This is a genomic window from Polaribacter sp. (assembly GCF_965660385.1).
Classification (GTDB): Bacteria; Bacteroidota; Bacteroidia; order Flavobacteriales; family Flavobacteriaceae; genus Polaribacter.
On record NZ_CBFHZT010000010.1, the window covers coordinates 80,112 to 92,367 of the forward strand.

The following is a 12,256-nucleotide window of genomic DNA, read 5'->3' on the forward strand; positions in this document are numbered from 1 at the left end:
AATATGATTATAGAAGCTGTTAATGAGCAGTTAAATTCAAAAAGCATACCAAATGACACTAAAAAAGCTGTAATCTCTTTAGAAATTACAGCTTTTTTTTAATCCTTAAATGTTGGTTTAATTTCCACCAAACCCTTTCATAAAATTTGCTAAAGCATCACTATTGCCATCCATTTTTACGCTATTCATCATTTCAATAATTTTGGCAGGGTTCATATTATCGCCCAATAATCTAGCTACGCCTACTCCTTGCTTATCTCCATAACCAAAAGCAATTACTTCATCAATAGCATCAGTATCCCCAGAGTAAAATACTTTTACGTTCATTCCTTTAAATTTCATCGCCATTAAATCTTTGTAGTTACTATTATCTGTAAAAATATTTTTTAATTTGGCTTTTTCCGTTTCATAGTTGGTTGTATTATCTGCTGTTTTAGGCAAAAAAGCATAATTAATTTTTTTAATACTTTTTATGGTTTCTTTTACTTGGTCAGAAACATCAGCTTTAGCAGACAAAATAGAGCTTACAGGTAAATCTCCTGTAAAAAAACCTTCTTTTCCACTGGTCTCTACTAAATAACTTTGCAAAGATTTTTCGTTTTTACAAGAACTAGCCAACACAACTAGAAAAACTAGTGTACAAATTGTGGTTAATTTTTTCATTTTTAATATTTTATTTAAAAGGTCAGGTTTAAGCAATTAAATCTGACCTTTTTTAGGTTAATTACTTGTTTTCTTTTACAATCTTGTCTGTGTATTCAGACATTTTATTAATGTCTATATTACCAGTTAAAGACAATACCATTGCTTCAGATACACCTTTGGTTTTTTTATCTATACCTTTTACAAACATTAAAACTTCACTAACATAATCTTTATTGCTTGTAGCTTTTACATAGATTTTAATACGAGAACCATCTTCTTTAATTCGCATTAATTGGGTTAATTTCTTAGATTTAATTGATGTATTTACCATGCTTTCCATTTTAGATGCGATATCTAAATTATTAGTAGAAAACATTTTAAATTCTTTTAAATCGCCAACCATTTCAAAAGCTTGTATTACTTCATTGTCATCTGATTTAACATCTTTAGGCTGAAACTTTTTTAATAGCTGAAAAGCATCTTTGGTAACCACTACCATATCTACACCATCCATATCTTCTAAACTATCGAAAAGTGACTGTGCACTGGTAACCATTGGTGCTACAATAAATGCCATTAATAATATTATTTTTTTCATAATTTCTGTGTTTACTTGGTTTTACTAATTTTTACTTGGTTTTTATTTTAAAGCTCTATTGGCTTTGTCTTCTTGTTTATACAATTGTGCTACTGCTTGTTCTCCTTTCTTTAAATTAGTAGACAACAATTGTAATCCTTTATTTACTTGTGCGTAAATTCTTTCTGCTTCTTTTCTTTGTTTGTATTCTTGGTATTCTTGTTGACCAATAAATACACTAAATAAAAGTACGATTGATGCTGCTACAGATAACCATTTAAAGTTTCTCTTATTCGATTTCTTAGGTTCTAACTTTATGGTTTTGGTATACGTTTCATCTTTAGTGGCAGAAAAATAGTTGAACATATAACTGTACTCTTGCAAATGTGGTGCAACATCCTCTTTTGTAAAATAGTCTTTTAGGATTGCCTCTTCTTGCAGCGTTGTTTCTGCATTCTCGTATTTTTCTACTAATTTTTCTATGTTAGCTAACTCCATAGTTGTGTTTTTTAATTAATGCTTCTCGTATTGTTTTTCTTGCTCTAGATAATGCCACTCTTACTGCAGTAGGTTTCATATCTACCATTTTACAGATTTCTTCAAAATCATACTGCTCAACATCTCTTAATTGAATAATAATTTTTTGTTGCTCGGGTAAATTTTCTATCAATTGGTGCACTTGGTTTACACTGTCTTGATATTCCATTTTCTTATCTAAAGACGTTTCTTTCTCTTTATAATTACTGTGTACTAATGTTAAATTACTGGCTTGTTTGCTTTTTAAACGATCGTAACAATAATTTTTTGTCATGGTCATTGCAAATGCTTCTACATTTTTATAATTCCCAATTTTTTCTTTGCTCCTCCATAGTTTAAAGTATAATTCTTGTGTAGCATCTTCAGCTTCTTCCGTAGAAACTAACAAGCGCTTTGCTAAACGAAAAACTTTGTCTTTAAAGGGTAAAACAACTTTTAAAAAGTCTGATTGGTTCATTGGTGATAATTGTTTTTCTGATATTTTCTTTTCTTTTTTATCAGGTTTACATCATTACGACGAAGCACAATATATTTTGTTACAAATTATGATTAAAAAAATACTATTTCTCTTTATATTGCGTTAAAATAACAGTATTTACTTGATATTTTATGATTAGAAAAATAGTGAATTTCTTTAGTTTTATGGCTATCGTTTTGGTTTTTCAGCACTGCTCAAAAGATGCTTACGAATTGCCAGAAGATTTAATTGTACATGATTTTGTTTGGAAAGGGTTAAACGCTTATTATTTGCATCAAGATCAAATTGACAATTTAGCAGATAGAAGGTTTAATTCTGATGAAGAATTAAATGCTTTTTTAAGAGGCTTTACAGATTATAATCAACTTTTTAATAGTTTGTTATTACCTAGTGATGTAAAATCAACTTTAATAGAAGATTACACTTTAATTACAACACCTGAGCCTAGAAGCAGTTTTACAAATGGCTTAGAATTTACTGTATTTAAAGAGCAAGATTCTGATACTTTACTGGGGGCAACTTTAGATGTTTTACCACTTTCCTATGCTGCCTCGCAAAATATTGCTAGAGGTGATTATTTTTTTGCAATTGTTGATACAGCCAAAGACACCATTGCCTTAAGAGCTGATAATTATGAAGACGTTCTTATCAATTATACACAAGATACTTTAAAATTGGTGAAGGCTATTTATGATGGAGTTGATGTAACTGAAACCAACGAAGTTGTTGAATTGGTTAAAAAAAATTATACACACCCTGCAATTCATTTAGAAAAAGTAATCTCTAATGGTCCAAACACCATTGGTTATCTAATGTACAATAACGATTTTTCTACAAATTATAGTAACGATTTAAATACTACTTTTTTAAATTTTAAAAATCAATCTGTAAATCAATTAATTTTAGATTTACGTTATAATATTGGTGGTGGTAGTTTTGCGGAAAACATAGCTCAATTAGCCCAAATGATAACTGGTCAATTTCCTGAAGAGACCATTATAAAAGAAGAATGGAATGCAAAAGCGCAGACTTGGTTTTTAGAAAATCAACCTGATGCTTTGCAAACAAAATTCCCAACAATGTTAAATGAAACGACACCTATTGAAAGTTTGAACTTAACAGAAGTCTACATCATTTTAAATGGAAATAATTTTACAGGTTCTTCCGCTGTTGAGTTGCTAATTAACAGCTTAAAAGCACATATTAATGTGCATGTTATAGGGAACCAAACAGCAGGAAATAATACAGGTGCTATTACTTTATACGATTCTGATGATTATAATTTTGAGTTAAAAAATGAAGCGCATGCTGTAGCAATTCAACCTTTAGTGTTAAGTTTCTTAAATAATAACGACGAAACTTATGAAAACGGATTTTCACCAAATATTGACCTTTGTTTACAAGAAATTGCTAATGAATTGGGTGTTTTGGGACAAGATTCAGACCCAATATTACTACGAGTTTTAAACTATATAGCTACAGGCAATGCAGTTTCTAATAACAATTGTAACCCAAATAATATAGAATATTTGTATAACAGCATCGATAATCAGAGAGAAATAGATAAAGGTGTATTTATAAAACAAGATTTACCAAATACAAATTAATATGAAAACATTTTTTAAGCTTAGTATCCTTTCAATTGTATTGCTGCTTATTTCATGTTCTAAAAAAGAAGGTGAATTAAATACCACTATAGATGATGAATTTATAGTTACTGTGGAAGATGAAATTAATTTTTTTATTTGGCGCGGTTTAAATTTGTATTATTTGTGGCAAGAAGATGTTGCAGATTTAGATGATGATAAATTTAAAGTAAGTGAAAATACAATTAGTTTAACAGAGCTTTACACTTTTTTTAGAAAATACAATTCACCTGAAGAAACTTTTGAAAACTTATTGAACAGACCAACAGATCGTTTTTCTGTTATAGTTGACGATTATGTTGATTTAGAAAATTCTTTTCAAGGTTTAAACCTTTCTACAGGAATGGAGTTTGGTTTGGTAAGATATAGAGATACACCAAGTAATATTTTTGGCTATGTACGCTATGTTGTGCCGAATTCTTCTGCAGCGACTAACAACGTTGCTCGAGGTCAAATTTTTAATAGTGTAGATGGGCAACAATTAACAGAAAACAACGCCTTTGCTTTATTATTTGGCAGCAATACAAGTTTTTCAATTGGTTTAGTTGATTATAATAATGGAAACCCAACTGCAAATGGAATTGCAATTTCCTTAAACAAAACCGAAGTTCAAGAAAATCCTATTGCAGTAGCAAAAGTAATTACAGAGGGTACTCAAAAAATTGGGTATGTAATGTACAATCAGTTTGCCTCAAACTTTGATGCACAATTAAATGCAGTTTTTGCTGATTTTAAAGCAGAAAATATCGATAATTTAATTGTAGATTTAAGATATAATCCTGGAGGTTTTGTGAGTTCTGCAACTTATTTAGGAGGCATGATTACTGGGCAATTTAACGGTCAGCTGTTTTCGAAAAATGTATGGAACAGTAAAGTTATGAATGCTTTTCCTGCTGATAACTTTACCAATAATTTTAGAAATGAAATAAGAAATACCGATTCTAATGGCAACGTAATTTTGCAAGAAAACCTGAATAGTTTAGGCTTAACTAAAGTATACTTTATAACTTCAAACGCCTCAGCTTCAGCCTCTGAATTGGTTATAAATGCTTTAAGTGCTTATATTGATGTTCGTGTTATTGGTACAACAACAACAGGTAAACAAGAAGGCTCCATAACATTATATGATTCTGAAGGTTTTTCAAAAACAGGAGCTAATTTGAAACAAAATCATACCTATGCAATGCAACCTATTGTATTTGAAATTAGCAACAAAGATGGTGTAAATTATAGAAATGGAATTGTACCAGATAGTGAGGCTTTTCCAGGAGTTTTTTTACCAGAAAATTTTGGAAATCTCGGAGTTTTAGGAGAGCGTAGTGATCCTTTATTGAATGAAACTCTAAATTATATTAGCACAAATGCAAAAACAACAGAAAAATCTTATAAAAACATACGTTTAAAAGAGATATATCATTCCAAATTAGCATATCCTTCTAAAGATAACATGATTGTTGATTTAAAATAACGTGAGTTCAATTTAACTTCTCAGGTTCAAATAGATTTATTTTTTTGAAAATCAAATTGTTGCCATTTCAGGCCAAACATAGTGTCGTTGCCAATTCTCAAATTAAAACTAAAATTTCTCCATTTTAGTGGTAATGGCATTCTTTTAAAATCATAAAAAACCTAACTAACTACTAAACCCTGTTTTTTAAGTCGAACTCACGTTAAATAAGAAGTGGAAATGGGTTGCAAAGCGTTCAGCAAAACATGCTGGTAAAAGCATAATGAATTAAATGTTTAAGTTTTCCACATTACTAACGCCTTCCTCAATTTCTTGATCAGTTAACACATCTGGCCTAAATTCACTCATTAATTCCTCGCGTTTAGATTTTGCATATTTAAATCCAGATTTCCACCAGGCTCGCATTTTAGTTTCATCAAAAACCAAAGAATTCGTGGTCAATACAGTAGGTGTATAATACAAATTTAGTTTTACATTTTTATTACTCGCCGCTAATTTACCAATCGTAATGTTATGCCTTTCTACATGTGTAAGCATAAAATCAAAAACATCAAACAGTAAAGAAAACGGATTTTTGGAATGCAACCTGTTAATTTGTGTAACCTCAGTTTCTAAAATTATCGCATCAATTTCAGTTGCCCCTCTTAAAATGGCTTCTCTAATTGGCACTAGAGAACCAAAACCACCATCTGCATATTGTTGTTTGTTTTTTTCTAGTAAACTCATAAAAGGCACGTAATTGCACGAACCCCAAATCCAATCACAAAAATCATCATAACTACAATCGTTACTCGATTTATATTCAATTTGATTGGCTGTTAAATTAGATACTGTAACCACAACTTCTTTGTTAGATTTAGAAATGGCTTCATACATTTCTTTCGTAATGTTATCTCTAATCAACCTCCTTAAATTTTTACTTTCTCCAAAGGTTTTTCTACCTTTTAAAAAATTGATTAAGGTATTAAAGTGATTGATACTTACTATTTTTTCGCCAGCAACTTTTTTTATCACAAAAGGATTGTTACTAAATATCGTTTTTTGATTCACGTTGGTATAGAGTTTTTTCAACTCGTCTAACATGCCTAAAGCCAAATGAGACACCATTAAACTACCTGTAGATGTACCTACAAACAAATCGTAGTCTCTATGTTCTTTTTTCATTAAATATTGCGCAACGCCACCTGCAAATGCGCCTTTGCTTCCACCTCCAGAAATCACCAATGCTTTTTTCATCAAAAAAATAATTTGTTTACAAAAAGAAATCCGTAAGACTACCTTACGTTTCTTTTAAAATGGTTTATTTTAGTCGTATAAAAATAATCAAAAATGAAAAGAATATCACTATTAATTCTTGCTTTCCTTTTTATAATTTCTTGTACAAAAAATTACCAACCTAGAATAATAAATGCTATTGATATCAAAGAATTTAAAGTACCGAATACCAGTATAAGGGCTATAAAAGCTGTGGATGAAAAAACTGTGTTTTATGCTGGTTCTCAAGGTGATGTTGGTTTTAAAACAGCTCAAGGAGTTTCTTTAAATGGCCTAAATATTAAATATCAAGATTCAATTGTACCACATTTTAGAAGTGTGGCATTCAATGGTAAAGATTATTTTGCGCTTTCTGTGGGAAATCCTGGTTTATTGTATCAAATTTCTGAAGGCAAGTCTCAGCTTGTTTACAAAGAAACACATGAAAAGGTTTTTTATGATGCCATGACTTTTTTTGATGACAATTTACACGGAATTGCAGTAGGTGATCCTACAGAAAATTGTGCTTCTATTATCTTAACAAGTGATGGAGGAAAAACTTGGCAAAAATTATCTTGCGATAACTTACCAAAATTTGAAGAGGGCGAAGCATTTTTTGCAGCGAGTAACACCAATATTAAAACTATTGATAGTACTGTTTGGATTGCTTCTGGAGGGGCAAAAGCTAGAATATTAAAGTCTGACGATTTTGGACAAACTTGGTCAATTTACAATACCCCCATTATTCAAGGTAATGGGCCTCAAGGTATTTATACTATTGATTTTGCTGATAAAAACAACGGAATTATTATGGGTGGCAATTATGCGAAACCATTAGCAAATAAAGCAAATAAAGCCATTACAAATGATGGTGGTAAAACGTGGACATTAGTAGCAGACAACCAAAACCCCAATTATAAAAGTTGTGTGCAATATGTACCCAATACCCATGGAAAAGAAATTTTTGCTGTAGGTAAAACAGGTGTTTCTTTTTCTAATGATGGTGGAAACACTTGGAAAGAAGTTGCTAAAGAAGGCTATTATGCTATTGATTTTGTAGATCAAAATACAGCTTGGTTAAGTGGTCCTGAGAAAATTGGGAAATTAGTTTTAGAATAATGAGCTCCTTTTAATTTCCCTAAAGGGGAAAAAAGAAAAAAAAGAGAACAATATTTAAATGCTTATTGACAAACCATTTTAATTAAATGATTTTTAAGCGATTAAATTAATTTTTGATGTCTGTTCGAGCGCAGTCGAGAACTATTGGATTGGTAAATATAGGTTTCGACTGCGCTCAACCTGACATGCGTCCATAAATTATAAATTTATTTAAGTAACTATCTATTGACCTATAAGAGAAAAAAATCAAATTTGAAGGATTTTATAAGGTATGCTTTAGTGCAATTTGTGTAAACTGTGACTTTTTAATCAAATCTTTGAAAACCAATGAAATCTAAACCAAAATATATTTTTTATCTTTCACTAGCCTCACTCCTATTCTTTTCTTGCAATAAAAAATCAGTAATTCATAAAGATTTTGATTGTAAAACAACAACTTTTACAAATCTAGAAACTGTGGATGATGTTAAGGATTTGTTTGCTATTGATTTGCCTAGCAATTGGACAACAAATTTATATACTGATGAAATTCAATCATCCATATACACTGCAGATACTGCAAAACAATTAACAGAAACTGTTTTGTTAGATGTTACTTACATTGAAAATAAAATTGATTTTAATGAAGCTTTTTTGCGAAAACAAGAGCAAGAACACTTGGCCAAAAACCTCATAAAAACAAAAACAAAAGCATTTCAGTTTTTAGAAAAACCAAGCCTTTTGATGCAATTTAAAGGCAAAAAAAGTAAATTTAAGTATCAAGTTTGCCATGTATTCATCAAATTAAATTCCTCTAATTTTATTTATGCAAAGACCGAAGTTTATGGAGATTCGTTAGTAAATCAACGCTTTTGTGATGCTTTTTCTTTAATAGAGCGCATTAAATTAAAGAAATAGTTGCCAATGTTGTTGTTAAATTATTATACTTTTATAACCTTGGTTGCTTTAAAGTTCTTGTATAAGATAAGTTGCGTGGCTTAAGAAGTAAATTTACTATATAAAACACGAACGGTGAAATTCCGAGGGAATTACCAAAGTGAGCTATAAACAGCAATAAAGTTTATACTGTGTTGTAAACTGGCTTTATTTCGTTCAGCTTGGTTTTCCTATATTTTTCTATTAGTACAAATGTGAGCTTTGGCGTTAAAGCTCTTTTATTTTTTTTGATTTGGCAGTTATGAGCGTGGCAAAAAAAATAAATGTACTTGAATATAGCTTCTGCTTAAATATTTTCCTCTTTTTTAGTTTTCCACCATTGCTTTAATTCAATTAGTTTTGGTTCTCCTATATTTATTATAGCTTTTCCTCCTTCAAGTTTATCTAATTGAGTGTTCAGTTTAACTTCACTGTTTACACTACCAAGAAATGGAATAATTCTCTTTGTAGATTTATCTTTAACATTAGCACAAATAGGAAATTGAATTTGTGACATAAAATTAAAATCTTTATAAACAAAATCTTGAGTTTCTTGAGCAATTAAGATTATAATTATACCCATAGAACGTAATTCTCTCAACATTGACTCAATTACAGGTCTTGCATTTTTATGTTGTAGAAAATTTTGAGCTTCATCTATAATTATAACGTGTTTTAAAGCTTTTATATTATTTGTAACAGCTGTATCGCCAGATTTTTTAATACTATCATACATAAACTTCAAAAGATTAAATGTTACAAATTGTTTAATCTCTATTGTAACCTCTGAAGGCATTGAAATGTATGTACTTTGATTAAATATAGAATATGACTTTGATTCATCATAAATACCAGAGTTAATTAGTTGTTGAATTACACTAGTAGTTGTGTCAAATTTGCCTTTATTTTTCTCTAAAATATTTTCTAATAATTCGTCTAATGTTGGTGAAGAATTATTGTCAAAATAATAGTCTTTTATTTCTCTTACCAAGCTAGCAGATTGAACTTGACCAATACTCTTAAAAAATGTTCTTAAATCACTTGCAAAAGATTCTATATAGTTTTGATTACTTAAATCATAGTTTTTTAATGGGCTAAAAGGAAAACCGTTTTGATGCTTTATATCTATGAAATTAGATTTAGTTGAAGATAAAAATGTATCAAGTTTTTCTTTAGTATCTGTACCTTTAAAATCAAAAAAAGTAAAGTTTAGTTCATATTCTGTTTGTTTGGAAATTTGATAAATTAAATCAAAAACTAATTGTGTCTTTCCTGAACCTGTTGTACCTGCAATACCAAAATGACGACTTGTATATTCTGTTTCGTCATTAATTTTAATTTTAATAGGTTCTCCATTGAGTTCGTTTCCTAGGTTTAATTCAATAGGTTTATTTGTGCTATTGATTAAATTAGTAGTTGTTGCTGTTTTGTGAGAACTTGAAATATACACATTAGATTTCCTTTTGTGTAATCCTTTTTTTACTGGTTTCAATAAAAGTGAGATATGTTCTCCTTTCGTGATGTCACTATTGTTTAATTTATTATTCCAGATTTCAAGACCATCTTTTAAATGAAGTTTATAAAGCTTAATAAATTCACTTTCTGTTAATTCTTTATTATAATGTTGATCGAAAATAGTTTTATAAAGAGTAAAATTATCTACGTCATTAACTAAACGACCAAAGATGTTACTTGTAGGTGTATATTCTCTTCCGTTTTGAGGTAGACTATTTTCGTTTTCGTGAAACAGACGACCTTTTTCAATACTTAATGACAAAGCAATTCTTCCTGTAATTGTATCTCTCTTAAAATTATAGATATTTGTAATTCTATCTAATAATTCTGTACTTTCTGAATCTATTTTAAATCTAATCATTGCTTGTAGTATTAAAATAACCGTTTTTTAAATTTGTATTTGCTCCATCATTAAATAGTAGATAAGATTTTGAAATGTTTTCTGAAATATCTTTATAACGTTTAGGTGTAATTTCACTATTTGTTGAAAATAGTACTACTTGTTCTGAGAGAGCTGGATAATATTTTTTTGTAATGTTATCTCTGTGTTCTTCATCTAGTCTACCAAGAGGTGTATCTATAAATATTGGTAAACTTTGAATTGATTCATTTAATATTGCTTTAATTAAACACGAAATATAAATTTGTTTTTCACCTGATGATAAACTTTCTTTTCTTATTTCATTATCATCTTGATCTAATAATGTAATTTTCATTCCTTGACCTGAAGCTAGAATGGTAACTTTGACATCTTCAATAAATTTACTATTGTTTTTATCACTATCTAGTTTGTGCATTAAAATTTTTAACTCGCTTAAAATTGTTTTTTCAAGACTATTTTTGTGTTCACTTTTCTGTTCTTCTAAGAATGAATTTAAGACGTCAATGTATTTTTGACTTTCTTTAATTTTTAGTTTATTTTGTTCATTTACATCTACCCTTTTCACCAACGTTTGTAGTTGTTGATTTAAACGAACTATATCACTTTCTAATTTCTTTATTTTCTCTTTATTCCCACCAATTTGTTCCTTACTTATATCTCTTTTGTATTCAGCAGTTTCTTTTTCAGATATTGCCTCTAAAATATATTCGTCTTCTTGATCTGCATCAACTTTACTCAAAGTTTTATTTAATTCTAAAAGTTTAATTTGTACTTCATTAAATTCCTCAATTGTAGTCTCGAATAAACCTTTAGATTGCTCATTAATTAAGTTTATAGCATCTTTAATAATATTTTTTTCTGAATTATTCAAATCGTGCTCAAATTCTAATTCTTGATAATCTCCATTATCACTAAATAACTCTGAACCTAAATTTTTAGCTTTTTCGTAATAAAAGTTTTTGTCTCTAAAAGACATTGTAGAATTGTCTGGTTCAGGTGGTTTATTAAAAAGAAGCTCAATAAAATTCTCAATTTTTTCAGAATTTTCTTTTGATGAGCTTTGTGATAATTCGTTTTTTTCTTGAATTTCAAGATGTTCGCTTACTTCTTCAAGTTTTCCGGATAGAATAGTTAAAGGGATTATTTCGCTTAATTTATTAAATTTTTCGGATAATTCAAGTCTCTTTTCTTGTAACTTTTCTATTTCAGCTGAAATCGATTCTCTATCAAATATAGAATTGCCTTGTTTACTGTGTTGTGATATAAAATTATCGTATTTCCTGATAGATTTCTTTAAATCATCAATCTCTTTGAGCTTTTCGGCATTATCTTCTTCAAGCTTTTCTATATTGAGGTTAAAGAGGTCAATAGCTTTTTCTTTATCTATAATTTGTTCTTGTAAAATTTTAGTAGCTCCTTCTTTTTTAAGAGAATTTATATAAAACTCTATATCTTCAATAAGTGTATCGTAAATATCTAATCCTAAAATTTTACCTAATGCATCATTTATAAAACTACCTTCTTCTTTAATTGATAAGTTGGCTATTTCAGATATTTTTTCTGCATCAAAAAAGACAAATTTTGCAGCATCTATCGGAATTATATAATCATTTATAAAGTTAATTTTATCTGCTTCATCATCAAAAATTTCCATTTTTGAATCGGCATCTAAAATCATAAGTTCTTCACTCATACTAGAAACATTAAATTTCCTAGTAAT

The 12,256-nt window shown here is 29.2% G+C and carries 11 protein-coding genes; 4 read left to right on the top strand and 7 right to left on the bottom strand.

All coding sequences use genetic code 11. The features are described from left to right. Nucleotides 1-117: 117 nt before the first annotated feature. The 4 genes from ACTG3V_RS05050 to ACTG3V_RS05065 all read right to left on the bottom strand — a co-directional run bounded on the left by ACTG3V_RS05050 (nucleotide 118) and on the right by ACTG3V_RS05065 (nucleotide 2,216). A complete protein-coding gene (locus ACTG3V_RS05050; RefSeq protein WP_439131051.1) occupies nucleotides 118-663 on the bottom strand; it encodes a DUF4252 domain-containing protein in 546 nt (181 codons plus the stop codon). Between the two features lie 61 nt (nucleotides 664-724). Continuing rightward, nucleotides 725-1,243 carry a DUF4252 domain-containing protein gene (locus ACTG3V_RS05055; protein ID WP_439131052.1) on the bottom strand — a complete coding sequence of 173 codons (519 nt, stop codon included), beginning with the start codon at nucleotides 1,241-1,243 and terminating at the stop codon, nucleotides 725-727. 42 nt (nucleotides 1,244-1,285) lie between these two features. Then, on the bottom strand, nucleotides 1,286-1,720 hold the full coding sequence (locus ACTG3V_RS05060) for a hypothetical protein (RefSeq protein WP_439131053.1): 435 nt from the start codon (nucleotides 1,718-1,720) through the stop codon (nucleotides 1,286-1,288). Further along, nucleotides 1,707-2,216, bottom strand: coding sequence for an RNA polymerase sigma factor (locus tag ACTG3V_RS05065; RefSeq protein WP_439131054.1), 510 nt, complete (start codon nucleotides 2,214-2,216; stop codon nucleotides 1,707-1,709). The genes ACTG3V_RS05060 and ACTG3V_RS05065 overlap by 14 nt, the downstream gene beginning before the upstream one ends. A 152-nt stretch (nucleotides 2,217-2,368) precedes the next feature. On the opposite strand from ACTG3V_RS05065, the gene ACTG3V_RS05070 reads away from it, so the two are divergent. Together ACTG3V_RS05070 and ACTG3V_RS05075 are read left to right on the top strand one after the other, a co-directional pair. Continuing rightward, nucleotides 2,369-3,844 (top strand): S41 family peptidase, encoded by a 1,476-nt coding sequence (locus ACTG3V_RS05070; protein ID WP_439131055.1) that lies wholly within the window; start codon nucleotides 2,369-2,371, stop codon nucleotides 3,842-3,844. A gap of 1 nt (nucleotide 3,845) precedes the next feature. Next, entirely contained in the window at nucleotides 3,846-5,351 is a 1,506-nt protein-coding gene (locus ACTG3V_RS05075) for a S41 family peptidase (RefSeq protein ID WP_439131056.1), read from the top strand. Between the two features lie 267 nt (nucleotides 5,352-5,618). Here the strand turns inward: ACTG3V_RS05075 and ACTG3V_RS05080 are convergent, their stop codons facing one another. Then, the gene (locus tag ACTG3V_RS05080) at nucleotides 5,619-6,587 is read right to left on the bottom strand and encodes a patatin-like phospholipase family protein (RefSeq protein ID WP_439131057.1); all 969 of its coding nucleotides are present in this window, start codon (nucleotides 6,585-6,587) and stop codon (nucleotides 5,619-5,621) included. Nucleotides 6,588-6,680: 93 nt separating this feature from the next. On the opposite strand from ACTG3V_RS05080, the gene ACTG3V_RS05085 reads away from it, so the two are divergent. Further along, complete coding sequence (locus ACTG3V_RS05085) at nucleotides 6,681-7,724, top strand: WD40/YVTN/BNR-like repeat-containing protein (protein WP_439131058.1); 1,044 nt, start codon at nucleotides 6,681-6,683, stop codon at nucleotides 7,722-7,724. A 327-nt stretch (nucleotides 7,725-8,051) separates the two neighbouring features. After that, complete coding sequence (locus tag ACTG3V_RS05090; RefSeq protein WP_439131059.1) at nucleotides 8,052-8,621, top strand: hypothetical protein; 570 nt, start codon at nucleotides 8,052-8,054, stop codon at nucleotides 8,619-8,621. 325 nt (nucleotides 8,622-8,946) lie between these two features. Here the strand turns inward: ACTG3V_RS05090 and ACTG3V_RS05095 are convergent, their stop codons facing one another. After that, nucleotides 8,947-10,515 (bottom strand): DndE family protein, encoded by a 1,569-nt coding sequence (locus tag ACTG3V_RS05095; RefSeq protein WP_439131060.1) that lies wholly within the window; start codon nucleotides 10,513-10,515, stop codon nucleotides 8,947-8,949. Beyond that, a partial coding sequence (locus ACTG3V_RS05100; protein ID WP_439131061.1) for a DNA sulfur modification protein DndD occupies nucleotides 10,508-12,256 on the bottom strand: 1,749 nt, incomplete at its 5' end. The genes ACTG3V_RS05100 and ACTG3V_RS05095, both read right to left, overlap by 8 nt.

Bases quoted from the DNA above. Each gene is read 5' to 3' on its own strand.
- ACTG3V_RS05055 (WP_439131052.1), bottom strand. From the start codon at position 1,243: ATGAAAAAAATAATATTATTAATGGCATTTATTGTAGCACCAATGGTT.
- ACTG3V_RS05085 (WP_439131058.1), top strand. From the start codon at position 6,681: ATGAAAAGAATATCACTATTAATTCTTGCTTTCCTTTTTATAATTTCT.
- ACTG3V_RS05065 (WP_439131054.1), bottom strand. From the start codon at position 2,216: ATGAACCAATCAGACTTTTTAAAAGTTGTTTTACCCTTTAAAGACAAA.
- ACTG3V_RS05050 (WP_439131051.1), bottom strand. From the start codon at position 663: ATGAAAAAATTAACCACAATTTGTACACTAGTTTTTCTAGTTGTGTTG.
- ACTG3V_RS05095 (WP_439131060.1), bottom strand. From the start codon at position 10,515: ATGATTAGATTTAAAATAGATTCAGAAAGTACAGAATTATTAGATAGA.
- ACTG3V_RS05070 (WP_439131055.1), top strand. From the start codon at position 2,369: ATGATTAGAAAAATAGTGAATTTCTTTAGTTTTATGGCTATCGTTTTG.
- ACTG3V_RS05060 (WP_439131053.1), bottom strand. From the start codon at position 1,720: ATGGAGTTAGCTAACATAGAAAAATTAGTAGAAAAATACGAGAATGCA.
- ACTG3V_RS05090 (WP_439131059.1), top strand. From the start codon at position 8,052: ATGAAATCTAAACCAAAATATATTTTTTATCTTTCACTAGCCTCACTC.
- ACTG3V_RS05080 (WP_439131057.1), bottom strand. From the start codon at position 6,587: ATGAAAAAAGCATTGGTGATTTCTGGAGGTGGAAGCAAAGGCGCATTT.
- ACTG3V_RS05075 (WP_439131056.1), top strand. From the start codon at position 3,846: ATGAAAACATTTTTTAAGCTTAGTATCCTTTCAATTGTATTGCTGCTT.